Annotated in this window: 21 protein-coding genes; 13 read left to right on the top strand and 8 right to left on the bottom strand. The window is 56.1% G+C overall.

All coding sequences use genetic code 11. From position 1 onward, the window contains the following. The first annotated feature begins 64 nt into the window (after nt 1-64). The 5 genes from ccoG (at nt 65) to gndA (ending at nt 6,147) form a co-directional block, all read left to right on the top strand. Complete coding sequence (ccoG, locus tag RQI55_RS05400) at nt 65-1,651, top strand: cytochrome c oxidase accessory protein CcoG (RefSeq protein ID WP_243256083.1); 1,587 nt, start codon at nt 65-67, stop codon at nt 1,649-1,651. Continuing rightward, nucleotides 1,648-2,148 carry a FixH family protein gene (locus RQI55_RS05395; protein WP_243256082.1) on the top strand — a complete coding sequence of 167 codons (501 nt, stop codon included), beginning with the start codon at nt 1,648-1,650 and terminating at the stop codon, nt 2,146-2,148. The genes ccoG and RQI55_RS05395 overlap by 4 nt, the downstream gene beginning before the upstream one ends. Then, nucleotides 2,145-4,430, top strand: a complete 2,286-nt coding sequence (locus RQI55_RS05390) for a cation-translocating P-type ATPase (RefSeq protein ID WP_243256081.1) — start codon at nt 2,145-2,147, stop codon at nt 4,428-4,430. Before RQI55_RS05395 ends, RQI55_RS05390 begins: the two co-directional genes overlap by 4 nt. Continuing rightward, nucleotides 4,427-4,582, top strand: a complete 156-nt coding sequence (ccoS, locus tag RQI55_RS05385; RefSeq protein ID WP_082249961.1) for a cbb3-type cytochrome oxidase assembly protein CcoS — start codon at nt 4,427-4,429, stop codon at nt 4,580-4,582. The genes RQI55_RS05390 and ccoS overlap by 4 nt, the downstream gene beginning before the upstream one ends. A gap of 134 nt (nt 4,583-4,716) precedes the next feature. Next, on the top strand, nt 4,717-6,147 hold the full coding sequence (gndA, locus tag RQI55_RS05380) for an NADP-dependent phosphogluconate dehydrogenase (protein ID WP_243256080.1): 1,431 nt from the start codon (nt 4,717-4,719) through the stop codon (nt 6,145-6,147). Between the two features lie 37 nt (nt 6,148-6,184). On the opposite strand, the gene RQI55_RS05375 is transcribed toward gndA, so the two are convergent. Beyond that, nucleotides 6,185-7,243: a LacI family transcriptional regulator gene (locus tag RQI55_RS05375; protein WP_243256079.1), complete on the bottom strand. Its 1,059-nt coding sequence runs from the start codon at nt 7,241-7,243 to the stop codon at nt 6,185-6,187. 343 nt (nt 7,244-7,586) lie between these two features. Between RQI55_RS05375 and RQI55_RS05370 the strand changes: the two genes are divergently transcribed. The 3 genes from RQI55_RS05370 to RQI55_RS05360 all read left to right on the top strand — a co-directional run bounded on the left by RQI55_RS05370 (nt 7,587) and on the right by RQI55_RS05360 (nt 11,663). Further along, entirely contained in the window at nt 7,587-10,043 is a 2,457-nt protein-coding gene (locus tag RQI55_RS05370; RefSeq protein WP_243256078.1) for a glycoside hydrolase family 2 protein, read from the top strand. A gap of 88 nt (nt 10,044-10,131) precedes the next feature. After that, entirely contained in the window at nt 10,132-11,166 is a 1,035-nt protein-coding gene (mgrA, locus tag RQI55_RS05365) for an L-glyceraldehyde 3-phosphate reductase (RefSeq protein WP_243256077.1), read from the top strand. Nucleotides 11,167-11,342: 176 nt separating this feature from the next. Continuing rightward, entirely contained in the window at nt 11,343-11,663 is a 321-nt protein-coding gene (locus RQI55_RS05360) for an RcnB family protein (RefSeq protein WP_243256076.1), read from the top strand. Nucleotides 11,664-11,779: 116 nt separating this feature from the next. Here RQI55_RS05360 and RQI55_RS05355 read toward each other — a convergent pair whose 3' ends face one another. Both RQI55_RS05355 and znuA read right to left on the bottom strand, forming a co-directional pair. Then, nucleotides 11,780-12,985: a GTP-binding protein gene (locus tag RQI55_RS05355; protein WP_311272082.1), complete on the bottom strand. Its 1,206-nt coding sequence runs from the start codon at nt 12,983-12,985 to the stop codon at nt 11,780-11,782. An 87-nt stretch (nt 12,986-13,072) separates the two neighbouring features. Beyond that, entirely contained in the window at nt 13,073-14,080 is a 1,008-nt protein-coding gene (gene znuA / locus RQI55_RS05350) for a zinc ABC transporter substrate-binding protein ZnuA (RefSeq protein ID WP_243256074.1), read from the bottom strand. 102 nt (nt 14,081-14,182) lie between these two features. On the opposite strand from znuA, the gene znuC reads away from it, so the two are divergent. From znuC to RQI55_RS05335, 3 genes are read left to right on the top strand one after another with little or no spacing between them, the layout of a single operon-like run. Next, nucleotides 14,183-15,049: a zinc ABC transporter ATP-binding protein ZnuC gene (gene znuC / locus RQI55_RS05345; protein ID WP_243256073.1), complete on the top strand. Its 867-nt coding sequence runs from the start codon at nt 14,183-14,185 to the stop codon at nt 15,047-15,049. Further along, the gene (gene znuB / locus RQI55_RS05340; protein WP_243256072.1) at nt 15,042-15,860 is read left to right on the top strand and encodes a zinc ABC transporter permease subunit ZnuB; all 819 of its coding nucleotides are present in this window, start codon (nt 15,042-15,044) and stop codon (nt 15,858-15,860) included. The genes znuC and znuB overlap by 8 nt, the downstream gene beginning before the upstream one ends. Further along, nucleotides 15,857-16,261 (top strand): Fur family transcriptional regulator, encoded by a 405-nt coding sequence (locus RQI55_RS05335; protein ID WP_042619534.1) that lies wholly within the window; start codon nt 15,857-15,859, stop codon nt 16,259-16,261. The genes znuB and RQI55_RS05335 overlap by 4 nt, the downstream gene beginning before the upstream one ends. Here the strand turns inward: RQI55_RS05335 and RQI55_RS05330 are convergent. Together RQI55_RS05330 and RQI55_RS05325 are read right to left on the bottom strand one after the other, a co-directional pair. Then, a complete protein-coding gene (locus tag RQI55_RS05330; RefSeq protein WP_243256071.1) occupies nt 16,258-16,785 on the bottom strand; it encodes a gamma carbonic anhydrase family protein in 528 nt (175 codons plus the stop codon). The genes RQI55_RS05335 and RQI55_RS05330 overlap by 4 nt on opposite strands. 15 nt (nt 16,786-16,800) lie before the next feature. Next, on the bottom strand, nt 16,801-17,490 hold the full coding sequence (locus RQI55_RS05325) for a fumarylacetoacetate hydrolase family protein (protein ID WP_243256070.1): 690 nt from the start codon (nt 17,488-17,490) through the stop codon (nt 16,801-16,803). Nucleotides 17,491-17,624: 134 nt separating this feature from the next. Here RQI55_RS05325 and dusA point away from each other — a divergent pair, with 134 nt between their 5' ends. After that, on the top strand, nt 17,625-18,638 hold the full coding sequence (gene dusA, locus RQI55_RS05320; RefSeq protein ID WP_243256069.1) for a tRNA dihydrouridine(20/20a) synthase DusA: 1,014 nt from the start codon (nt 17,625-17,627) through the stop codon (nt 18,636-18,638). A gap of 10 nt (nt 18,639-18,648) precedes the next feature. Here dusA and RQI55_RS05315 read toward each other — a convergent pair whose 3' ends face one another. Both RQI55_RS05315 and uvrA read right to left on the bottom strand, forming a co-directional pair. Then, complete coding sequence (locus RQI55_RS05315) at nt 18,649-19,449, bottom strand: DUF72 domain-containing protein (protein WP_311272083.1); 801 nt, start codon at nt 19,447-19,449, stop codon at nt 18,649-18,651. 21 nt (nt 19,450-19,470) lie between these two features. Next, the gene (gene uvrA / locus RQI55_RS05310; protein ID WP_243256067.1) at nt 19,471-22,392 is read right to left on the bottom strand and encodes an excinuclease ABC subunit UvrA; all 2,922 of its coding nucleotides are present in this window, start codon (nt 22,390-22,392) and stop codon (nt 19,471-19,473) included. A gap of 291 nt (nt 22,393-22,683) precedes the next feature. Here uvrA and RQI55_RS05305 point away from each other — a divergent pair, with 291 nt between their 5' ends. Next, nucleotides 22,684-23,202, top strand: a complete 519-nt coding sequence (locus RQI55_RS05305; RefSeq protein WP_243256066.1) for a single-stranded DNA-binding protein — start codon at nt 22,684-22,686, stop codon at nt 23,200-23,202. A 262-nt stretch (nt 23,203-23,464) separates the two neighbouring features. Here the strand turns inward: RQI55_RS05305 and RQI55_RS05300 are convergent, their stop codons facing one another. Next, the gene (locus RQI55_RS05300) at nt 23,465-24,094 is read right to left on the bottom strand and encodes a MarC family protein (protein WP_042619529.1); all 630 of its coding nucleotides are present in this window, start codon (nt 24,092-24,094) and stop codon (nt 23,465-23,467) included. Between the last annotated feature and the right edge of the window lie 32 nt (nt 24,095-24,126).

The raw sequence follows: 24,126 nt of genomic DNA, 5'->3' as shown, positions 1-24,126 counted from the left end.
AGTCAAGGATGGTTGCCCGGCAAAATGTCAAAACGCAAGGACAAGAAACCGGACCCTCACGACCATGAAGATATACAACGCCGAAAATGATGGTGATGGCTCTGCTACGGTCGAAAGACTGCATGCTGAGCCCGTCAATTCCGCAAAAATCAGACAACCGCTTTACGAGTCGCGCAAGAAGATATTTCCCAAGCGTGCCGAAGGCCGGTTCCGGCGGTTCAAATGGATCGTGATGCTGGTCACGCTCGGGATCTATTATCTCACGCCTTGGCTGAGATGGGATCGCGGGCCTTATGCGCCTGATCAGGCGGTGCTGATCGATATCGTCAATCGCCGCTTCTATTTTTTCTTCATCGAAATATGGCCCCAGGAATTCTTCTATGTCGCGGGCCTGCTCGTCATGGCCGGTTTCGGCCTGTTCCTGCTGACATCTGCCGTTGGGCGCGCATGGTGTGGTTATACCTGTCCGCAGACGGTCTGGGTCGATCTGTTTCTGGTGGTGGAGCGTTACATCGAGGGTGATCGCAATGCGCGCATGAAGCTCGATGCCGGTCCATGGACACTCGATAAGATCCGAAAACGGGTGCTCAAGCATTCGACATGGCTCGTCATCGGGGTTCTGACAGGCGGTGCGTGGATCTTCTATTTTGCTGATGCGCCAACACTTGCCATGCAGTTTCTGACCGGCCAAGCGGCGATGGTTGCCTATTATACCGTCGCGATCCTGACCGCGACGACCTACGTGTTCGGTGGATTGATGCGCGAGCAGGTCTGCACCTACATGTGTCCATGGCCGCGCATTCAGGCAGCTATGCTGGATGAGCATTCGCTGGTCGTGACCTATAATGACTGGCGCGGAGAGCCTCGTACGCAGCATGCTAAAAAGGCGATTGCAGCAGGTCAACCCGTGGGCGATTGCGTGGATTGCAATGCATGCGTTGCCGTCTGTCCGATGGGCATCGATATCAGGGACGGCCAGCAGCTCGAGTGCATAACATGTGCGCTCTGCATTGATGCCTGCGATGGTGTGATGGACAAGCTTTCCAAGCCTCGTGGTCTGATTGCCTATGCAACGTTGAACGAATACGAGGCCAATATGGCGCTTGCGACCGATAACGGTACGCAGAGCATACAGCCCTCGAAAGTTCGAAATTCCGATGGAAGCTTTCTGGATTCCGTCAGGCATTTCGACTGGCATATTATCTACCGCCCACGGACGGTATTTTATCTGACGATCTGGTGTCTCGTCGGCGTCGTCATGATGGTCAGTCTTGCGACCCGGGAGCGGCTGGCTGTGAATGTGCTGCATGATCGCAATCCGCAATATGTGCTGGAATCGGGCGGCTCCATTCGAAATGGCTATACCATTCGTCTGCTGAACATGATCGCCCAGCCTCGCGACATTACGCTGTCCATCGACGGGCTGCCCGAGGCGGTGATGAAAATCAATGGTGTCAGCGATCTTCCGGCCCGCAGCTTCACCATTCATGTGAAGCCGGATGAAGTCACCAATCTCAGGGTATTCGTAACCCTGCCGGGGGATGCCGCGACACATTCAGCCGACGATTTCTACTTCATCGCCACCGATGCCGAGTATTCGGAAACTGCGCATTACAAGGCCGCATTCAATGGGCCGGGAGCACACAAATGAGCGCTAAATCACGCGAAAAGCCGGATTTCACCTTTACCGGCTGGCATATGCTGACCATCATGCTTCTGTTTTTCGGCACCATCATCTCCGTCAACGTGACCATGGCGTGGAATGCAGTCACCAGCTGGAGCGGGCTTGTGGCGCCGAACACCTATGTGGCCAGCCAGCAGTTCAACGGCAAGGCGGAGGCCGCCAAGGCACGGGCGGCAACGGGCATCGTTGGTGCACTCCACATTGAAGGCAACGCAATTGCCTATGATGTTTCGCACCCGCAGCGCGGTGCTATCGATACCGATTCGGTCACGCTGAACTTCCGCCGCCCGGTGGGGGAAAAGCAGGATTTTTCGCTCGATCTGGACAAGCAGGCGACCAATATTTTTACCGCCAAGCATGATCTCGCGGCTGGTGACTGGATTGTTGAGGCCATTGCGATGAAGGACGGCAAGGTCATCGTTCACACGGGATTGCGCATCGATATTGCGGGTGGTGTGAGATGAGTTGCTGCGCCCCCGGAACGGAAATGGCTCTCGAAAAGAGCGGCCTCAAGCGCGCGCTGCCATCATCGGAAGAGTTGATGCTGGCAAGTCGCGATCTTGGGCAGGGATTGCGCCAGACCGATCTATCGGTGCCGGGCGTGCATTGCGGTGCCTGCATCATAACGCTTGAGACCGCGCTGAACCATATGCCGCAAGTGGAACGTGCCCGCGTCAATCTTTCCTCCAAGCGGGTTTCCGTCGTTTGGAAAGCGGAAGTGGACGGTTTGACCACGGACCCTGCCGATCTGGCGAAAGCGGTGGCCGCAACCGGATATGAGGCGCATCTCTATGGCTCGGCGCAGGAAACCTCAGACGATATGCGCGACAAGCTGATCCGCGCTGTCGGGCTGACTGGCTTTGCCGCCGTCAACATCATGCTGCTTTCGATCTCGGTGTGGTCCGGTGCGGATGCTTCAACCCGCGATATGTTTCACTGGCTTTCGGCGCTCATTGCAGCGCCCGCGCTGATTTACGGTGGCCGCTTCTTCTACATCTCAGCCTATAACGCCCTGAAGCATGGCCGCACCAATATGGACGTGCCCATCGCGCTGGCGATTACGCTGTCTTACACCATCTCGCTTTGGGAAACGATGCACAGCGGTGAGCACGCATGGTTCGATGCCACCACTTCGCTTCTGTTTTTCCTACTGATCGGCCGGGCGCTAGATCACGTCATGCGTGACCGGGCGCGTTCTGCCATTGCAGGTCTTGCGCGATTGTCACCGCGTGGCGCAACGGTGCTGCTGGAAGATGGCAGTCGCGAATATCGTGCCGTCACTGAAATCATGCCGGGTGATCGCGTGGCAATCGCGGTGGGAGACCGCGTGCCGGTGGATGGTGAAATCGTCAACGGCAGCAGTGATCTAGATATGTCGATTGCAAATGGTGAAAGCGCGCCGCGCGTTGTGCGGACGGGCGATCTCATTCAGGCCGGAACGTTAAACCTGACCGGGCCGCTGGTAATGCAGGCGACGGCTCTTGCCCGCGATTCGTTTCTGTCGGAAATCATCGGCCTCATGGAAGCGGCTGAAGGGGGCAGGGCGCGTTACCGTCGCCTCGCAGACCGCGCAGCGCAATACTACTCGCCTGTCGTGCACCTGCTGGCGCTCATCTCTTTCATGGCCTGGGGTGTTCTTGGCGGAGATTGGAAGCAGGCGCTGCTGATCGCGATTGCGGTGCTGATTATCACCTGCCCATGCGCGCTGGGTATTGCCGTGCCTGTGGTGCAGGTCGTGGCTGCGGGTCGATTGTTCAAAAACGGGATCATGGTGAAAGACGGGTCTGCGATGGAACGGCTTGCTGAAGCCGATATGGTTCTGTTCGACAAGACAGGCACACTGACGCTGGGTCAGCCCCGGCTTGTCAGGACTGCGGATATTCCAGCAGACATCATGCAGCTTGCCGCCGGTATCGCTGCGCATTCCCGTCATCCTTTGTCCCAGGCGCTTGCGCGTGAATTGGACGGACCACATGTGACCTTTGACGATATCACCGAAATTCCGGGCTCCGGCATGGCAGTGAAAACAGCGGATGGCATCTATCGATTGGGCAACAGACGCTTTGCATGCGCAGCGTCAGCAGGAGCGCGCGACCGGCACGCCACATCGGAGGTGGTTCTATCGCTCGACGACAGGGAGATCGCGCAGTTCCAGTTCGAAGACAGCGTTCGACCGGGTGCGTCTGCGGCCATTCTCCAACTTGCCCAGGATGACATTGAAGCGGAAATCGTGTCCGGAGACAGGGTGCAAGCTGTTGCGGCGCTGGCACGACGGGTTGGCATATCGACTTGGAATGGTGCGCTGGCTCCGGCTGAAAAGGCGCAGCGTTGTGCTGAACTTGCCAACCAGGGCCGCAAGGTTCTGATGGTGGGCGATGGCATTAATGATGCCCCGGCTTTGGCTGCGGCCTATGTTTCGATGGCACCTGCAACGGCCGCCGACATCGGTCGGCAGGCAGCGGATTTCGTCTTCATGCAGGATGATTTGCGCGCCGTATCCTTTGCAGTCGATATCTCCAAAAGGGCAGGCAGGTTGATCCGCCAGAATTTTGCACTCGCTATCGGATACAACATCATTGCAGTTCCGATTGCTCTCGCGGGCTACGCAACGCCAATGATTGCTGCCATCGCCATGTCCACGTCATCCATCATCGTCGTGGCCAATGCCTTGCGGCTCAACGGGTTTGAGAAAACGCCGAGAGCGCAGGATGTTGAGGCCGCGATATCGGAAGTAGAATTCGCATGAACATGCTGATTTTTCTCATTCCAGTCGCACTTTTGCTGGGGGGTCTTGGGCTGGTGGCCTTCCTGTGGTCGCTTAAAAGCGGCCAATATGAGGATATGGACGGGGCGGGTTGGCGTGCACTCGATGACGGAAACGACCGACCGGACGACTGAATAAAGGCCTCATGCGCTGACTGCAAAGCTGAGCTGCGTCATCAAAATTTAATCGTTTCAGTTCGGGTTAGCCTTGCCGTTTCGCTTTTACAGTGCCACAACATCGCCGTTATAGGCAATTTGGAGATACATCCGTGGAACAGGCAGAAATCGGTTTGATCGGTCTTGGCGTAATGGGTTCGAACCTTGCGCTCAACATCGCGGAAAAAGGCAATAAGATTGCTGTTTTCAACCGAACCCCGGAAGTGACAAAGAAATTTTACGCCGACGCCGGCGCGTTGCAGAGCCAGATCATTCCTTGCGAAACAATCGAGGAATTCATTGCCGCAATCCGCCCGCCGCGCCCCATCATCATCATGATCAAGGCTGGCGATCCAGTCGATCAGCAGATGGAAATCCTCAAGCCGTATCTCGAAAGCGGCGATATCATGATCGATGCCGGTAACGCGAATTTCCGCGATACGATCCGCCGTTTCGACAATCTCAAGGATACAGACCTGACCTTTATCGGCATGGGCGTTTCTGGCGGTGAAGAGGGTGCGCGTCACGGACCATCCATCATGGTTGGCGGCACCGAAGACAGCTGGAAGCGTGTCGAGAAGGTACTGACCTCTATTTCCGCCAAGTACAATGACGAGCCCTGCGTTGCATGGCTAGGCAATGACGGTGCGGGCCACTTCGTGAAGACCATCCACAACGGCATCGAATATGCCGATATGCAGATGATCGCTGAAATCTACGGCATCCTGCGCGACGGTCTGAACCTCAGCGCATCCGAAATCGCCGACGTATTCGCCGAGTGGAACAAGGGTCGCCTGAACTCCTACCTCATCGAAATCACGGAAAAGGTGCTGCGCGCTGCAGACCCGATCACCGGCAAGCCGATGGTTGATCTCATTCTCGACAAGGCAGGCCAGAAGGGCACTGGCAAGTGGTCGGTCATCGAAGCACAGAACATGGGCGTCGCAGCTACGGCGATTGAAGCAGCAGTTGCTGCGCGTATTCTTTCTTCGCAGAAAGACGAGCGCGAATCGGCTGAGAAGATCTTCGGTCTGCCCACGGCATTGGCTGCTCCTTCAGACAAGAAAGCATTTATCGACGACCTCGAAAATGCACTTCTGGCTGCAAAAATCGGTGCTTATGCGCAGGGCTTTGCAATCATGTCTGCCGCTTCCAAGGAGTTTGGCTGGAACCTGCCGATGCCGACCATCGCCCGCATCTGGCGCGCTGGCTGCATTATCCGCTCGCAGTTCCTGGATGAAATCACATCGGCCTTCACAAAAGATCCGCACATTGCCAACCTCATCGTAACGCCAGCATTCTCGCAGATGGTGAAGGACACCGATGCGCCGCTTCGCCGCGTCGTTTCGCATGCTGTTCTGTCCGGCCTGCCGGTCCCGGCACTGGCTTCGGCTCTCGGCTACTTTGACGCCTATCGCCGCGCACGTGGCAGTGCCAATCTCATTCAGGCACAGCGCGACTTCTTCGGCGCCCACGGCTTTGAGCGCACCGACGGTGTCGATAAGCCGCACGGCCCATGGGGCAGCGGTCTCGACACTTTCTAAGGTTGAAACAAAAAGGCCCGCTTCGTGCGGGCCTTTTTTATGCGCCAAATTTGGGTGACCGACTGGACCAGACTGGCTGAATGAGGCTCTGCAAGCCCTCAACTGGCTTTCCATCAATGCGCGCCAGAAGAGCTTTTGCCAGCTCGCGGCCAGCCAGCTTGATGTCTTCATTGATGGTGTGAATTTCTGGACGTATCCAGTTCAGGAAATCGGCTGATTGCTTCGAAACGACATCGATGTCTTTTCCGATCTGTTTGCCCGCTTCTTCTGCGCCGGCGATGAAGGCGATGGTGGAACTGCCGCTGATTGAAATCAGTCCATCAGGATAATCGCTACCGCTCATCAATGTCCGACTGACATCCTTGATCTGGTCCAGCGACGTGGCGTTGCTCAGCCCCGTCATCGGAAATTCTTTAAGTCCGAAGTCGCGCAAGCCCCTGTCGAAACCGCGTCTTGCGTGGTCGTGATAGGAAAAGTGAGCTGGCGGCAACAGAACGGCGATATTCTTGCGTCCACAGAGCGACAGCCGTTTCACCGCTTCATAGGCGTATGTCTCATTATCGAAGTCATGATAAGGGTGCTCGATGCCCATGTCCGTGCGCCCGTGGGTGGCAAACGGCATATTCCGCTCCGTCATCAATCGAACCCGGGCGTCGTCTGGCTGCATTTTCGAGATAATGACACCATCGGCTGAACCCGTATCCAGAATGTAACGGATCGGCACCATCGGGTCTTTTGCGTGAGTGTGGGGCGTAACGACAAGGTGGTATTGGGTATTGGCCAGCACCTCTGCAATGCCGAACACCAGCTGCGTCGTAAAACCCATCATTTCCTCATCGACACTGAGGACCAGCGCTATAACGTTCGTTTTGCCTGTACGAAGACGCACCCCGGCGCGGTTTGGCTGGTAGCCAACCTGTTGAGCGACCTGACGCACGCGCTCCTTCGTGTCGGCGCCAATATCAGGGGCATCCTTAAGAGCGCGAGACACTGTCGTGATGCCGAGACCAGTCAGGTTCGCGATTGTCTTGAGGGTAGGCCGCTCGTAACCAGAAGGCGGTTGGCCACCTGTCTCAGGCTTCATGCTGTCATTCATGTCGACACTCACTATACATATTCGAAGTATCGTAGATTGCTTTTATGCGAATGCAAAGCGGAGAGCGTCGCCATGCTTGGCGACTTGCCCTTAAAACTTGAGGATATAGCGCCTGCGAGTCTAATTCAGGAGATTTTTGCCATGATCGGATAGGGAATTATATAATGTTTTACATCAGGATGTGTCCGTAGCCTATTGTAAGTTAATTAAATTTTTGAAATTTTTAGCGGTTACCGCTCGTGGCAAGCGTCAATGTCATTGGCTAGCGATGACACCCCGTGACGCCTGAGGAATTTTACGGTAACGTTTCCGCTAATGCACAATGAAAGATAAGGCGAATGGCATGACGTCATCTTACGCAAGCGACGTAGAGGTAGATCTCTCGGGTGAATGGGTGTTGTCCTCGGTCGAGAATGATCATTCAACGACGATAACGATACCGGGTGATGTTCACTCCGCTCTGCGTAACGCGGGAATCATTCCTGATCCCTATTTCGGCCGCAATGAAAATGACGTTCAGTGGGTGGCGCATCGGGACTGGGTGATCGAGCGTAGATTCAACATCGATGATGTCGATGCAGATTGGTATCTGGACGTGGATTATCTTGACACGGTCGCCGTGATTTTCCTGAACGATGTTCCCGTCCTGTCGGCCGATAACTGTTTTCGGCGCTACAGGCCTGACGTTTCGAGTGCCTTGTTGAAAGGCGAAAACGTCATTCGCATCCATTTCCATTCCAGCATCAAGGCGGGAGAGGAGCGACAGGCGGCCCAGCCATTTTATGTTCCTTATCACCCTGGCAATTCGCCAATCGCCAATGGCAACATGCTGCGCAAACCGCAGTGCCATTTCGGATGGGATTGGAACATCGCGCTGGCACCTCTCGGCCTTTACGGCTCCATTGCACTTCGGCGACTGGACACAGCGCGTATCGAGCATGTCTGCACCTCGCAGCATCACGTCGATGGCGGTGTCGAGCTTCATCTTGAGGTGACGTTGCATGCGGCCCAACCCGCAAGCGTGCAGGTTCATCTGTCTCTCGGTGAGGAGCGGGTCCGTTTGGATTGCGGGCTGAATGCCGGCGAAACCGTCATTCGTCATGTCTTCTTCGTGGAGAAGCCAAAACTATGGTGGCCCGCAGGCAGCGGCGAGCAAACGCTCTATACTCTGACGGTGGAACTGCCAGACGAGACCGAGACACGGCAGATCGGTTTTCGCACCGTTGAATTGCTGACGGATAAGGATGAAGCCGGCAGCCGCTTTGCGTTTCGGATTAACGGGCGGGAGATTTTCTGCCGGGGCGCGAACTGGATCCCGGCAGACGCGCTGCATTCGCTCACCAGCCGTGAAAAGACCGAGGATCTGCTGTCGTCTGCGGTGGAAGCCAACATGAACATGATCCGCGTCTGGGGCGGCGGGTTTTACGAAGCGGATTGGTTTTATGATCTCTGCGACCGGCTTGGGCTTCTGGTCTGGCAGGACTTCATGTTTGCCTGCAATCTTTACCCCTGCACGGATGATTTTCTCGACAATGCGGAGCGTGAAGTCACCTATCAGGTGAAACGCCTGTCATCGCATCCATCCATTGCGCTGTGGTGTGGCGATAACGAACTCGTTGGGGCTCTGAACTGGTTTGATGAGTCCCGGAACAACAGGGATCGTTATCTGGTCGCCTATGATCGCCTGAACCGGACCATCGAAACGGCGTTGAAAAAAGCGGCACCCTCGGCACTGTGGTGGCCATCGAGCCCGGCCTCCGGCTATCTGGATTATGGCGATGCCTGGCATGCCGATGGTTCTGGCGATATGCACTACTGGTCCGTCTGGCACGAAAACAAATCCTTCGACAATTACCGCGCGGTCAAACCGCGTTTTTGCTCGGAATTCGGCTTCCAGTCCTACACATCCATGCCGGTTATCCGGACATACGCGGATGCCAAGGACATGAACATCTCGTCGCCGGTCATAGAGCTGCACCAGAAGAATGCGGGCGGCAATGAGCGGATTGCCGGAACCATGTTCCGTTACTTCCGCTTCCCGAAGGATTTTGCGAATTTCGTCTATATCAGCCAGGTCCAGCAAGCGCTCGCCATCAAGACCGCCGTCGAATATTGGCGCTCGCTGAAGCCTCACTGCATGGGCACGTTGTATTGGCAGTTGAACGACACATGGCCGGTGGCCTCATGGTCTAGCCTTGATTATGGCGGCAGCTGGAAGGCTTTGCACTACGCCGCAAGGCGGTTCTTCCAGCCGGTGGCCGTATCAGCCATTCCCTCCGATGACGGCAAAATCGTGCGGTTTTCCGCCGTCAATGACACGATGGAGGAGGTGGACATCGACATGAACATCTTCGCGCTGGCAACCGATGGCACGCGCACGCCGCTCAAATCCGCCAGTGGTGTTTGCGGGCCGGATGCGGCCATCGTGATGGCCGAGATCGATATGAGCCAGGTTGCCGAAGGCGCGCTGCTTTCCTGGGATTTCATCGCCTCCAACGGCATGACCGGCGAGGGCCACCATGTGGCGGAAACCTATAAGGCGCTCGATCTTCAACCATCCGGCATAACGCACACCGTCACGTCGCGGGATGACGGGCAGTACGAGGTGGAAGTGATGGCGAAAGGGCTTGCGCTTTTCGTGGTCATCGAGGCCGATGTTGCCGGGCGGTATTCCGATAATCTGTTCGATCTGACCGCGGGTGAAACGCGGCGCATCGTCTTTTCTCCTCAGGACAAGACGCAGCCATCACAACCGTCCTTCAAGATTTTCGATCTGTTTTCGTCGCAATCGCAAGGTTGAAACGAAGGCGGCATGCCACTACGTTCGACGCACCAATCACGCCCTGCGAGTTCTTCGCAGGGCAACAGCATTCTAGGGAGGAAAATCCATGGCTTGGCAACCGGCTGAAAACCGCTACGCGTCCATGAAATACAATCATTGTGGCGCATCCGGGCTGAAACTCCCCGCGATTTCGCTGGGCCTGTGGCACAATTTCGGCAATGATTTCTCACACAAGACCAAGCAGGACATCTGCCGCAAGGCGTTCGATCTCGGTATTACCCATTTCGATCTTGCCAACAATTATGGTCCGCCTCCCGGCAGCGCGGAGACAGCATTTGGCGAGATATTGCGGACTGACTTCGCCGGTTACCGCGATGAAATGGTGATTTCTTCGAAGGCCGGTTACAATATGTGGCCGGGGCCATATGGTGAATGGGGCAGCCGTAAATATCTGATTTCTTCCTGCGACCAGAGCTTGAAGCGCATGGGGCTGGATTACGTCGATATCTTCTATTCGCACCGTTTTGATCCTGACACGCCGCTTGAGGAAACCTGCGGCGCGCTTGACCATGTCGTGCGTTCGGGCAGGGCGCTTTATGTCGGTATCTCGTCCTATAACTCTCAGCGTACGCGAGAAGCTGCGGCTATTCTTAAAGAGCTGGGAACACCCTGCATCATCCACCAGCCCAGCTATTCCATGATCAACCGCTGGATCGAAGAGGATGGCCTTGTCGATACGCTGGAAGACCTCGGCATCGGCTCCATCGTGTTCTCGCCATTGGCGCAGGGCATGCTGACCACCAAATATCTGGGCGGCGTGCCGGATGCGAGCAGAGCGAGCCAAGGCAAGTCTCTAAACCCCGCCTTCCTCAACGAGCGCAATATCGAGAATATTCGCGGTCTGAACGCCATTGCAGAACGGCGTGGCCAGACGTTGGCGCAGATGGCCATTGCATGGGTTCTGCGCGGCGGTCGCATCACGACTGCATTGATCGGCGCCAGCCGTCCCGAGCAGGTCGAGGACTGCGTCAAGGCACTCGACAAGCCCGACTTCACCCCGGAAGAACTGGCTGAGATCGATGTCTTCGCGAAGGACGCAGATATCAATCTGTGGGCAAAATCTGCCGAACTGACGAAGTGAAAACAAGGTCGCCCTGATAATAGTCGGGGCGGCCATTCTCGTCGTGACCTCTACGGAAACTTTAGAATCTTGAGCTAAGACCCGGCAAGCATTACCAAATTGTAATTCGCTAATTCAGTTTCCGTTCATCGTCGTGACGATAGTGTTTGCCCATCACTTCACGAAAGGGCACACACATGAAAAAGCTTTTCTCCATTCTGATCGCAGCCACCGTTCTTGCCGCTCCGGTAGCGCAGGCGCAGAGCCGCCATGATGATCGTCCCGGCCACCGGGTAGAGCGGACGGTTACCACGAAGAAGGTGATCATCAAGAAACACCGCTGGGATCGTGGTCAGCGTCTATCTGCGGCGGAACGTCGTCAGATGATTGATCGCCGCGACTACCGCCGTCACAGCCTTCGAGAGCCAGGTCGTGGTCAGCGCTGGGTGCGCGTTAACAACCAGTACCTCCTGATCAACACCAGCAATGGCCTGATCATCAGCCTTTCCGGCAGATAAGCCGACGCTTGAAATGTCTTGCGGCCATGGATCTGTTCCATGGCCGCATTGACTGTCAAAGGCGACTTCGCCCGTAATGGCTTCGCAACGGAAATTGGATATGCGCTCTGCCGTTTTCACGATGCTTTCCTGCTCCAGTCTGGAAATGGATCTGGAAGACGGCGCCAGGCGGCGGGTGTGAACGATACCTCATCCACGAGGCACGCATCCAACTCCTTGCGAAGGCCAGCTTCACTCATCGGATCTGCTCCGATAAAGACGATCTCCTGCCTCCGATCACCCCAGACGGCGTCCATATAGGGCGCGAGCATCCGCTCAAAACCGGGATCATTTGGCCATTGCTTTTTGGGCACGGATGTCCACCAAAGCCCCATCTTTCCTGTCTTGACCAAAGCGCCAGCCTGACTGATTTCACCGACATGATCGGGGCGGGTGGCTATCCAAAAGAAGCCCTTCGCTCTGATGACGCCAGGCCAATCGCGGTTAATGAAGGCGTGAAAGCGGGCTGGGTCGAACGGGCGCTTGGCGCGATAGACGAATGAACGAATGCCATATTCCTCGGTTTCTGGAATATGTCCCTTGAAGCCGTGCAACTCCTTGAACCAGAGCGGGTGCGTCTCAGCCTCGGCAAAATTGAAAAGGCCGGTACCAAGCACGGATCTAGTATCGACCATGCCGTAATCCGCCTCGATGAGCTTTGCATCCGGGTTGAGCCCGATAATGATTTTTCTGGCCGCGTCTAGCTGCGCCTCCGTTGCCGTGGAGACCTTGTTCAGAATGACGACATTGGCGAATTCTATCTGCTCGACATGCAGATCAACCAGCGTCCTTTCATCGCCCTCTCCAGCCGTTTCTCCACGATCGGCAAGAAAGTCTGAAGAGCCGTAATCCTTGAGCAGATTGGCGCAATCGACGACTGTGACCATCGTATCCAGTTGCGCGACATCGGAGAGGCTCTCTCCGTTCTCATCGCGAAAATCGAAGGTGGCAGCCACGGGCAGGGGTTCTGCAATGCCGGTGGATTCGATGAGAAGGTAATCAAACCTGTCCTGCTGCGCCAATTGCCGCACTTCACTCAGCAAGTCATCCCGCAGCGTGCAACAGATGCAGCCATTGGTCATTTCGACAAGCTGTTCCTGGGTTCGCGAGAGATTGGCACCGCCATCCCTGATCAATGCGGCATCGATGTTCACTTCGCTCATATCGTTGACGATCACCGCAACCCGAAGGCCGTCGCGGTTGCTGAGAATATGATTGAGGACTGTGGTTTTTCCTGCTCCAAGAAATCCCGACAAAACCGTTACAGGAAGCTTGCGCGTCATGAAGTTCTCCGAATTGTAATAGTATTACATTGATGGGCAAAAAAAAGAGGCGGGCGGTCTGAGCCACCCGCCTCCCGGACGGTTGAGTTAAGAAAGGCAGTTCTTCAGCGAAGTGGCGATGCCGCGCATCAATTTGAAATAGAGATCTGGACCTGCTTCCAGCGTCGCTGCTTCAGGGTCCAGCGTTGCGGATTTCGCGTTGGTGCCTTCGATGACGACATTGACCAGCTTTGGCTCGAACTGCGGCTCGGCAAAAACGCAGGTTGCGTTCAACTCTTTCACCTTGGCGTGAATCTGCTTAATGCGCTCCGCACCTGGAATGCTTTCCGGGCTGACAGTGATGGAGCCGACGGTTTTGACGCCATAGCGGCTTTCGAAATACTGGTACGCATCGTGAAACACGATGAATGGCTTATCCTTGACCGGCGCAACCGTGGCCACGATCTCCTTGTCCAGCGCATCGAGATCCTCGATCAGCTTCTTTGTGTTCTGCTGATAGGTCTGCGCGTTCTGGGGATCCGCCGTGATCAGTGTCTTTTCGATCTCGAAAGCCATGGCCTTTGCGTTGGCAGGATCAAGCCAGAGGTGCATATCGAATTCACCTTCGTCATGATCATGACCCTCATGTTCGTGTTTGTCCTCATGCTCATGCTCGTGGCTGGCGTGGTCCTCATGGCTGCCATGGTCGTGAGCCGCATGGTCATGGCCCTCGTGCTCGCCATGGTCATGACCTTCGAAGGGGCCGCCCTCGCGGAACGGAAGTTTCTCCAGGCCCTTCGCATCATCCAGCTCGACAATAGTTGCCTTGCTGCCAAGAGATTGCAGCGGCTTTTCAAGGAATTTCTCAAGCCCGTCACCGACCCAGAACACTACATCGGCACCTTCGATGGCGCGCGCGTTGGATGGCTTGAGATTGTAGGTGTGCGGAGATGCGCCGCCATCGACAATCAGTGCCGGTTCTCCAACGCCTGCCATGACGGCCGCGACGAGCGAGTGGATCGGCTTGATGGAAACCACCACATTCGGCGCGGCCATGGCGTTCGAAGACGTGATCACGGCGACGGAAGCGAAAATAAGGGTGGCGATGGACTTCATGCGGATACTCCAGTTGTATATAATTGTAATGTTATTACATATGTTGCGTAACGCTATAACGTATGCAATAGCCATAGGCAACACCGACAATCGGAAAAACACATGCTTCATTCTCCGCTCACAGATGACGGAAAACTTGTCTCTCTTTCCAATGCTGGCATTCAGCGCAGCGGTCGCTGGCTGGTTCGGGGTGTGGACTTTTCCGTGCGTCGAGGCGAGATCGTCACGCTCATCGGCCCCAACGGATCTGGCAAGTCCACCACCGCCAAAATGGCGACGGGCGTTCTAAAGCCGGATGAGGGGCAGGTCTCGCGGATTGCAGGCTTGAGAGTTGGCTACGTTCCACAGAAGCTTTCCGTCGACTGGACCATGCCATTGACCGTGCGCCGGCTGATGACGCTCACCGGTCAGCTGCCACCCGGAGAGATCGACGCTGCTCTCGCCTCCACCGGCATTGCGCATCTTGCAAAGGCCGAGGTGCAGCATTTGTCCGGTGGGGAATTTCAGCGTGCCCTGCTTGCCCGCGCCATTGCCCGCAAGCCCGATCTGCTGGTGCTGGACGAGCCTGTGCAGGGCGTGGATTTTTCAGGCGAGATTGCGCTCTATGATCTGATCAAGACCATTCGAAACTCCACGGGTTGCGGCATTTTGCTGATTTCGCACGATCTGCATCTGGTTATGGCTGAGACTGACTCCGTCATTTGCCTCAATGGACATGTCTGCTGCCGTGGCACACCCAAAGCCGTCAGCCAGAGCCCGGAATATATGCGCCTGTTCGGTGGTGCAGCGGGACGAGGGCTTGCGGTTTACAGCCACGATCACGACCACACGCATTTGCCAGATGGGCGCGTGCAACACGCCGATGGGTCAGTCACAGACCACTGCCACCCGGAAGATGGTCACCACCATGACCATGATCATGACCACGGTCACTCGCATCACCATGCGGAGGAAGCCAAGCATGTTTGACGATTTCTTCGTAAGAGCCATGGTGGCGGGTGTGGGTGTTGCCTTGATGGCGGGGCCTTTGGGATGCTTCGTCGTCTGGCGCCGCATGGCCTATTTCGGGGATACGATGGCGCATTCCGCGCTTCTTGGTGTGGCGCTCTCGCTGCTGTTTCAACTCAATCTCATTCTCAGCGTCTTTATCGTTGCCTCGCTCGTCTCGCTGGTGCTGCTGTTCCTGCAACGGCGTCAGGCTTTGTCTTCGGATGCGCTGCTGGGAATTCTCTCGCATTCCGCGCTCGCCTTCGGGCTTGTGATCGTTGCCTTCATGACATGGGTTCGTATCGATCTCGTGGCCTTCCTGTTCGGGGATATTCTGGCCGTCTCTCCGTCCGATATCTATCTAATCTGGGGCGGCGGTGTGGTGGTGGTGTTTGCAATCGCCTATCTGTGGAAGCCTTTGCTGGCCTCGACTGTGAATGCAGAGTTGGCGGAAGCGGAGGGCATGCGGCCGGAACGTTCCAAGCTGCTCTTCATGCTGCTGATGGCGCTCGTCATCGCCATTGCCATGAAAATCGTCGGCATCATGCTGATTACATCGCTGTTGATCATACCTGCGGCCACTGCACGACGGTTTTCGTCAACGCCTGAGTTGATGGCTGTGCTCGCATCGCTTCTCGGCGCTGTCGCGGTCGTTGTCGGCCTCATGGGCTCGCTGCAATATGATACGCCGTCAGGCCCATCTATTGTCGTCGCCGCCGTTATGCTTTTCATCTTGAGTCTTCTGCCCACGCCAAAACTTTTGCGCAAGGCAGAACAAGGAGGCCGTTCATGACCACCCAGAACCTCACGCGAAACCAGTCTCTGGTTTATGACGCTCTCTCGCGTTCGCAGGCACCGCTCAGCGCTTATGTCATCCTCGACAAGCTACGTGATGCTGGCTTCAGAGCGCCTCTTCAGGTTTATCGCGCGCTGGAAAAACTGATTGAATTCGGCCTCGTGCATCGGCTGGAGAGCTTGAATGCATTCGTCGCATGTTCCCACACGAAAACAGATTGCTGCACGCACCATCATGGCAGCGTTGCCTTCGCGATCTGCAATGCCTGTGGGCAGGTGACCGAATTTCACGACCACGAAATGGACCACCGTCTCGGTGACTGGGCCAAAAACAAGAAGTTCAAGGCGGAAAAGACGACGATTGAAATTCGTGGCCTTTGTGAAGCCTGCGCCGCTTAAAGCGGTCTCAAATCTCTGGCAAAACTCTGCCAGTTTTTGACATAGTTTTCGGCTGATGTTTTCAGGGCGGCAATGGCCTTGTCATCAAGGGTGCGGATGGCCCGTGCCGGAGAGCCGACGATTAGCGAGTTGTCGGGAAACTCCTTTCCTTCCGTAATCAGTGCATTGGCGCCAACAAGGCAATTTTTGCCAATTTTGGCGCCGTTCAGCACTGTAGCGCCCATGCCGACCAACGACCCGTCTCCAATCGTGCAGCCGTGGATAATGGCGTGGTGGCCGATTGTGCAATCCTCACCAATCGTGGCCGGAAAGCCCACATCGGCGTGGACCATGGTGCCTTCCTGAATGTTGCTGCCACGGCCAATGGTAATCGGCTCATTATCGCCGCGAAGTGTTGCGCCGAACCAGACGCCGACATCTTCACCTAGCGTGACAGACCCGATGACATTCGCATCGGGCGCTACCCAGTAACGGTCCGGGGCAGGGAGTTGCGGTATGCGTTCGCCTAGCCGGTATATTGGCATGTTCACCCCCTCTGTTCAGATGACTTTGACGGACAGTGTTCCGACACCATCGACGCCGCAGACGATGTGATCGCCACGGACAATAGCGCCGACACCAGCCGGTGTGCCTGTCATGATGACATCGCCAGCAGCAAGAGTGAAATACTTTGAGAGTTCTGCGATGATTTCAGCCGTTTTCCAGATCATCTGATCAAGGTCGCCGGTCTGTTTTCTCTCGCCGTTGACCTCCAGCCAGACAGTGCCTTTTGCCGGATGGCCGATTTTTGATGCCGGGACCAATGGCGAAATCGGGGCGGAATGTTCGAAGGCCTTTGCGCCTTCCCAGGAACGGCCCATTTTCTTGAGGCCATCCTGAAGGTCTCGCCGGGTCATATCGATACCCACGCCATACCCCCAGACATGGTCGAGGGCCTCTTCCGCCGCGATATCAGATGCACCGCTTTTCAGGGCAACAACACACTCGACCTCGTAGTGAACATTTGACGATAGGGCAGGATAGGGAAAGGCCTGCCCGGCGGGCAGTAGGTTATCGGCATTCTTCTGGAAGAAGAATGGCGGCTCGCGCGAGGGATCATGCCCCATTTCAATGGCGTGATCCGCGTAATTACGCCCCACACAGTAAACACGGCGCACCGGAAATGTCTCATCGGTGCCTTCAACCGGCAGAAGAACGGCAGGTGGAACGGGAATGACGGTCGCGGACATGGGCTCGGCTCCTGATTTCTGGAGATGGTTGTCCCGCGATTCTGCGTCGATTTCCAGCCATAAATCCGTTTCTTTCAAAACTGGCATTATCGACAACATTGCGGTAGAAGCCCCCAAAAGAGGTTCCACGCCCCATGTATCAAAAAGCTCTCGAAACCGGTGGCAAGCTGTTTGCTGTTGCCCCGATGATCGATTGGACGGACACGCGCTGTCGTTTTCTCCATCGGCAACTGTCCAGCCATGCGCTGCTATATACCGAGATGATTGTGGCTGACGCGATCATCCACGGTCAGCGCGACAAATTGCTGGGCTATCACCCCGAGGAACACCCGGTTGCCCTTCAATTGGGTGGCTCTGATCCGGCAAAGCTTTCAGAAGCGGTGAAGATTGCGAGCGATTATGGCTATGACGAAATCAATCTGAACGTCGGCTGCCCCTCGGACCGTGTCCAGTCCGGCACATTTGGCGCGTGTCTGATGCGCGAGCCGGAAGTGGTTGCACGTTGTGTATCGGCGATGAAAGCCGTGGCAACGGTGCCTGTCACCGTCAAATGCCGCATCGGGGTGGACGATCAGGAGCCTGAATCCGTGTTGCCGGACTTCATCGCCCGCGTCGTCGCTGCTGGGGCGGATGCCGTCTGGATCCACGCCCGCAAGGCGTGGCTGCAAGGTCTCTCGCCGAAGGAAAATCGCGATGTGCCGCCGCTGGACTATCCGCTCGTTTACCGCATGAAGGAGGCCAATCCCGGTCTATTCATCGGCATCAATGGCGGGATTACCGATCTCGATCAAGCGGACGAGCATTTGAAGCATGTCGACGGCGTCATGCTGGGTCGCGCTGCCTATCACAACACATCCATTCTGGCCGATGTGGACCACCGTATCTACGGTGACGCGGAGCGCGCACCGGACTGGATGCAGTTGCGCGACAAGATGATGGCCTATGCCGACGACTACGTTGCCAAGGGTGGGCGTGTGAACCATGTTACGCGGCACATGGTTGGTCTTTTCCAAGGCATGCCAGGCGCTCGCCGCTTCCGACAGATACTGTCCAGTGATGCCACCCGCCCGGGTGCCGGATCGGCAGTGATCGCGAACGCTTTTGCCGCGATCAATTTCGATGCCAGTTCACTGGATGCCGCCGTTTAGCAGCCGAGCGCTAGACCAGCGTCTGCAAAAGCTGCGCGCCTTCGGGCGCGTTGACCTTGCCGCCTGAAATGAAGAAGGCAAACACATCGCGTGGCTTTTTCTCGGGCTGCAAATCGGCTGCGATCAATGGAAGATCATCGGGGATTCCACCCTCTGCATAAGTATGAAGACGCTTAGCCCAGGCTTTGACGTCCTTTTCAGGATAGCAGGTCTCGATATCGTCTTCGCCTTTTTGCAGTCGGCAATAGACGAAATCCGCCGTAACATCTGGCAGCATCGGATAGTCGTGGTGATCGGCGCAGACCACGGCCACCTTATGCTTGTTCAGCAACTCGATAAATTCCGGCACCTGAAAACTCGGATGACGGACCTCAACGACGTGCTGAAGCGTCAATCCATCCTGTTTTTCCGGTAGAAGCGCGAGGAATGCCGCGAAGTCATCGGGCTCGAACTTTTTCGTAGGCGCAAACTGCCACAGGATCGGCCCGAGGTGATCGCCAAGCTCGGTCAAACCCTGAGTCAGGAACTTCGTCATGGAGTCACCGGCTTCCGCAAGCACCTTCCGGTTGGTGACGTAGCGGCTGGCCTTCAGCGAAAATATGAAACCCTCCGGCACTTCAGACGCCCATTTGGCGAAGGTTTCAGGCTTCTGACTGCCATAATAGGTGCCGTTGACTTCGATGGCGGATAGATGACGGCTGGCATGCTCCAGCTGTCGCCGTTTGACCAGCTTATCGGGATAGAACTTGCCCTCCCAAGGCTCAAACGTCCAGCCGCCAATGCCCGTACGGATCGTCCCTGTCTTGCTCATCCTATGCCCTCGATGTCCTGATCACTCGGCCGCTTGTATTTTCTTCTCTGGACGGCGTTCCAGCAGTTCTTTCAGGAAGTGCCCCGTGTAGGAGCGCTTTTCCTTCACGATCTGCTCAGGCGTTCCCGCCGCAACGACCTCACCACCGCCAGTGCCGCCTTCCGGGCCGATATCGATGACCCAGTCCGCCGTCTTGATGACTTCCAGATTGTGCTCGATCACAACAACGGAGTTGCCCTGATTGACCAGTTCATGCAGCATTTCCAGAAGCTTTTTGACGTCGTGGAAATGCAGACCCGTCGTCGGCTCGTCGAGGATGTAGAGAGTGCGACCTGTGGAGCGTTTCGACAGCTCCTTCGCAAGCTTCACACGCTGGGCCTCGCCGCCTGAAAGCGTGTTCGCCTGCTGGCCAACCTTGATATAGCCAAGGCCAACTTCAAAGAGCGATTGCAGCTTGTCACGCACCGCAGGCACAGCCGCGAAGAACTCGACGCCCTCTTCGACCGTCATATCCAGCACGTCTGCGATGGACTTGCCCTTGAACATCACATCAAGTGTTTCGCGATTGTAGCGCTTTCCGTGACATACGTCGCAGGTGACATAGACATCCGGCAGGAAGTGCATCTCGATCTTGATGACGCCATCGCCCTGACACGCTTCGCAACGGCCGCCCTTGACGTTGAAGGAAAAGCGACCGGGCGCATAACCGCGGGCCTTAGCTTCTGGCAGGCCTGAAAACCAGTCCCGGATCGGCGTGAAGGCACCGGTGTAGGTGGCCGGGTTGGAGCGCGGCGTCCGACCGATGGGCGACTGGTCGATATCGATGACCTTGTCGATGAATTCAAACCCATCGATCCGGTCGTGGTCTGCCGGTATTTCGCGTGCGCCCATGACCCGACGGGCCGCAGCCTTATAGAGCGTCTCAATCAGAAAAGTCGATTTGCCGCCACCGGACACACCCGTCACCGCTGTGAAGACACCGAGGGGAACAGACGCAGTGACATTCTTAAGGTTGTTGCCCCGTGCGCCGACGACCTTGATCTCCTTGCCCTTCTTGGGTTTGCGACGTTCCGCAGGAACAGCCACACCCAACTCGCCGGAGAGGTATTTGCCGGTCAGTGACTTCGGATTGTCCATCACCTGTTGCGGCGTTCCCTCGGCGATCACCTCACCGCCATGAATGCCTGCTGCGGGGCCGATATCGACCACATAGTCGGCGGTCATGATCGCGTCCTCGTCATGCTCCACGACGATGACGGTGTTGCCGATGTCACGAAGGTGCTTCAGAGTTTCGAGGAGGCGAGCATTGTCGCGCTGGTGCAAGCCAATCGATGGCTCGTCGAGCACATAGAGAACGCCCGTCAAACCCGAACCGATCTGCGAGGCAAGCCTGATGCGCTGGCTTTCGCCACCGGATAGCGTGCCGGAATTTCGCGACAGGCTGAGATAATCCAGACCCACATCATTGAGGAAGCGCAAACGTTCGCGGATTTCCTTGAGAATGCGGACGGCGATCTCGTTCTGCTTAGCGTTGAGGGATTCCGGCAAGACCTCAAACCAGTCGCGCGCAAGTTTTATGGACATCTGCGTAACCTGGCCGATGTGCATCTTGTTGATCTTGACGGCCAATGCCTCGGGCTTAAGGCGATAACCCGCGCAAGCGGGGCAGGGAGCCGCCGACATGTAGCGCTCGATTTCCTCACGGGCCCAGGCGCTATCCGTTTCCTTCCACCGACGCTCGAGATTGGGCACGATGCCCTCGAAATTCTTCACGGTCTTGTAGGAGCGCGCACCGTCCTGATACTCGAATTCAATCTTGTCGTCAGTACCCTGCAAAATGGCTTTCTTGGCAGCATCGGTCAGCTGGTTCCAGCGGCTGGAAAGCTTGAAACCAAAGGCTTTTCCAAGGGCTTCCAGCGTCTGATTGTAATAGGGCGACGATGATTTTGCCCAAGGTGCGACCGCACCATCCTTCAGAGTGCGCTCGGGTTCGGGCACGATTAGAGCGACGTCCACCTTCTGTTGCGAGCCCAAGCCATCGCAAGTCGGGCAAGCACCAAAGGGATTGTTGAACGAGAAGAGGCGCGGTTCGATTTCCGGTATCGTGAAACCTGATACGGGGCAGGCGAATTTTTCCGAAAACAGCACGCGCGCATGGGTTTCATTGAGCGACTTGTTGGCCGAACCGCCGGCAGAGGTCTCATCCGCGGGCAGGGGCTTGTCGGCGAATTCGGCGACAGCCAATCCATCGGCCAGTTTCAGACATGTCTCGATGCTGTCTGCAAGACGCGACGCCATATCCGGGCGAACCACGGCACGGTCCACCACCACGTCGATATCGTGCTTGTATTTCTTATCCAGGGCAGGGACATCAGCAATTTCGTAGAACTGACCATCGACCTTCACACGCTGGAAACCCTTTTTCATCAGGTCGGCCAGCTCTTTCTTATACTCCCCCTTACGTCCGCGAATGATGGGAGCGAGAATATAGAGACGCGTTCCTTCTTCGAATGCGAGGACGCGGTCAACCATTTGGCTGACTGTCTGGCTTTCGATCGGCAGACCGGTTGCAGGAGAATAGGGAACGCCAACGCGCGCAAACAGCAGGCGCATATAGTCGTAGATCTCAGTGACAGTGCCGACAGTCGAGCGCGGGTTGCGCGATGTCGTCTTCTGCTCAATTGAAATGGCCGGGGAGAGACCCTCGATCTGGTCCACATCCGGCTTCTGCATCATTTCCAGAAATTGCCGCGCATAGGCAGACAGGCTTTCGACATAACGACGTTGCCCTTCGGCATAGATCGTATCGAAGGCAAGCGAGGATTTTCCGGAGCCCGAAAGGCCGGTCATGACGATCAGCTTGTTGCGCGGCAAATCCAGGTCTATGCCCTTGAGATTATGCTCGCGGGCACCACGGATCGAAATCGTCTTTAATTCACTCATGAGAAGGCTCGGAATACTCGTTGGGAGGCGTCGGTTCTTATGTAATGATGGCAGACGGCGTGTCGAGGTATGTTAAGCTTTTCAGATACGCTTTTCCGTCCACTTGACTCGATTGATTTGCCTTAATAGAACAAAATAAGAACGATTGACAAGGGTTTCACAGGTGAGAGAACATTCCTTGTGGATTGTTGTTCCATCCAATGCCCATGGCACCAAACGATGGTCTATGGTGCGTTTAAATTTTGAACAGGATAAATGCTGGCCATGAGGGTTGGCAGACAGGATGAGAAGATGGCTGGCAGCGTAAACAAGGTAATTTTGCTCGGGAACGTCGGTGCTGATCCTGAAATTCGCCGCACGCAGGACGGTCGCCCTATTGCGAATTTGCGCATTGCGACGTCCGAAAGCTGGCGCGATCGCAACTCCGGTGAGCGCAAAGAAAAGACTGAATGGCACACTGTTGTCGTGTTCAACGAAGGTCTTTGCAAAGTTATCGAGCAGTATGTGAAAAAGGGCGCCAAGCTCTATATCGAAGGTGCGCTTCAAACACGCAAATGGCAGGACCAGACCGGTAACGACCGCTACTCGACTGAAATCGTTCTGCAGGGCTTCAACTCGACATTGACGATGCTTGACGGTCGTGGCGAGGGCGGCGGTGGAAGCCGTGGCGGAGATGATTTCGGCGGCGGCGGAAACTACGGCGGTGGCAACGATATGCCATCATCCTCGTCCTCTCGCGGCGGTTCATCTCGTGGTGGCCAGCCAGCTGGCAACTTCAGCAACGACATGGACGACGATATTCCGTTCTGATTTCTGGACCATCAGCAATGAACAAATGACGACGACGCGCCAGGTAATGGCCGTCGTCGTTTTGCGTTATAGCTATTTGCAGAGCTTTATGGATTGCAGCAGAGGCGGGAAAGCAGGGACCTCTCTATTACTCTGGTGTCTGTCAGGCCTGCGATACCGCCTTTAACGACTATGGCTCATCGTGGCCCGCGCGACTGATTGCGTGCGGCGCTTCAGGAGCAGAAAGCATCCGCGCGAAATCTCGGCCTGCTTGGATGTTGTATCAGGACGCTATCACGGATTTCACGCCGTCCACCACGAACTGAACTGAAAGCGCAGCCAGAAGCACGCCGAGCAGGCGGGTGAGGATGGCGCGCCCGGTGTTGCCCAAGAAGCGATCCAGACGGTCAGCAGCCAGTAGCGCCAGGAACACCAGCAGCATGCTGAAGGCCAGAAGCAGAATGAAGATGATCTTGTCGAAGGTCGTCTGCATGGAGCCGGATATCAACACCGTGGCAGATATGGCGCCCGGACCGGCGATGAGGGGTATTGCGAGCGGGAACACCGCGATGTTCTGGATGTGGTCCAGCGTGATCGCCATTTCCGACGTCTTTTCCTTACGCTCCTGACGCTTCTCGAAGATCATTTCAAACGAGATCCAGAACAGCAGCAAGCCGCCAGAGATGCGGAAGGCGCCGAGTGAAATGCCCAGAAGCTCTAGAATGGATGCTCCGAACAGCGCAAATGCGGCAAGGATGGCAAAGGCGATGATCGAGCCTCTGAGAGCCACCTGGCCGCGTTGCGCCCGTGTCATGCCAACTGTGAGGGCAAGAAACACCGGAGCGAGCCCCGGAGGATCCAGCGTGACGAGCATTGTCGTCAACGCATTGATGAGAAGTTCGGTGCTTGCCATGATATCCCCGTCTGGCGCCCTTGAATTGCGGG

The sequence above is a fragment of the Rhizobium sp. WCS2018Hpa-16 genome, assembly GCF_031843705.1.
GTDB lineage: Bacteria > Pseudomonadota > Alphaproteobacteria > Rhizobiales > Rhizobiaceae > Agrobacterium > Agrobacterium tumefaciens_C.
This window is presented reverse-complemented; position numbering and strand designations above follow the sequence as displayed.

Excerpts from the sequence above, each read along its gene's own strand:
- ccoS (WP_082249961.1), top strand. The coding sequence starts at position 4,427 with ATGAACATGCTGATTTTTCTCATTCCAGTCGCACTTTTGCTGGGGGGT.
- mgrA (WP_243256077.1), top strand. The coding sequence starts at position 10,132 with ATGGCTTGGCAACCGGCTGAAAACCGCTACGCGTCCATGAAATACAAT.
- RQI55_RS05370 (WP_243256078.1), top strand. The coding sequence starts at position 7,587 with ATGACGTCATCTTACGCAAGCGACGTAGAGGTAGATCTCTCGGGTGAA.
- uvrA (WP_243256067.1), bottom strand. The coding sequence starts at position 22,392 with ATGAGTGAATTAAAGACGATTTCGATCCGTGGTGCCCGCGAGCATAAT.
- RQI55_RS05300 (WP_042619529.1), bottom strand. The coding sequence starts at position 24,094 with ATGGCAAGCACCGAACTTCTCATCAATGCGTTGACGACAATGCTCGTC.
- RQI55_RS05390 (WP_243256081.1), top strand. The coding sequence starts at position 2,145 with ATGAGTTGCTGCGCCCCCGGAACGGAAATGGCTCTCGAAAAGAGCGGC.
- znuB (WP_243256072.1), top strand. The coding sequence starts at position 15,042 with ATGTTTGACGATTTCTTCGTAAGAGCCATGGTGGCGGGTGTGGGTGTT.
- RQI55_RS05335 (WP_042619534.1), top strand. The coding sequence starts at position 15,857 with ATGACCACCCAGAACCTCACGCGAAACCAGTCTCTGGTTTATGACGCT.
- znuC (WP_243256073.1), top strand. The coding sequence starts at position 14,183 with ATGCTTCATTCTCCGCTCACAGATGACGGAAAACTTGTCTCTCTTTCC.
- RQI55_RS05305 (WP_243256066.1), top strand. The coding sequence starts at position 22,684 with ATGGCTGGCAGCGTAAACAAGGTAATTTTGCTCGGGAACGTCGGTGCT.
- RQI55_RS05330 (WP_243256071.1), bottom strand. The coding sequence starts at position 16,785 with ATGCCAATATACCGGCTAGGCGAACGCATACCGCAACTCCCTGCCCCG.
- RQI55_RS05375 (WP_243256079.1), bottom strand. The coding sequence starts at position 7,243 with ATGAATGACAGCATGAAGCCTGAGACAGGTGGCCAACCGCCTTCTGGT.
- RQI55_RS05395 (WP_243256082.1), top strand. The coding sequence starts at position 1,648 with ATGAGCGCTAAATCACGCGAAAAGCCGGATTTCACCTTTACCGGCTGG.
- RQI55_RS05360 (WP_243256076.1), top strand. The coding sequence starts at position 11,343 with ATGAAAAAGCTTTTCTCCATTCTGATCGCAGCCACCGTTCTTGCCGCT.
- RQI55_RS05325 (WP_243256070.1), bottom strand. The coding sequence starts at position 17,490 with ATGTCCGCGACCGTCATTCCCGTTCCACCTGCCGTTCTTCTGCCGGTT.
- znuA (WP_243256074.1), bottom strand. The coding sequence starts at position 14,080 with ATGAAGTCCATCGCCACCCTTATTTTCGCTTCCGTCGCCGTGATCACG.
- dusA (WP_243256069.1), top strand. The coding sequence starts at position 17,625 with ATGTATCAAAAAGCTCTCGAAACCGGTGGCAAGCTGTTTGCTGTTGCC.
- RQI55_RS05355 (WP_311272082.1), bottom strand. The coding sequence starts at position 12,985 with ATGACGCGCAAGCTTCCTGTAACGGTTTTGTCGGGATTTCTTGGAGCA.
- RQI55_RS05315 (WP_311272083.1), bottom strand. The coding sequence starts at position 19,449 with ATGAGCAAGACAGGGACGATCCGTACGGGCATTGGCGGCTGGACGTTT.
- ccoG (WP_243256083.1), top strand. The coding sequence starts at position 65 with ATGAAGATATACAACGCCGAAAATGATGGTGATGGCTCTGCTACGGTC.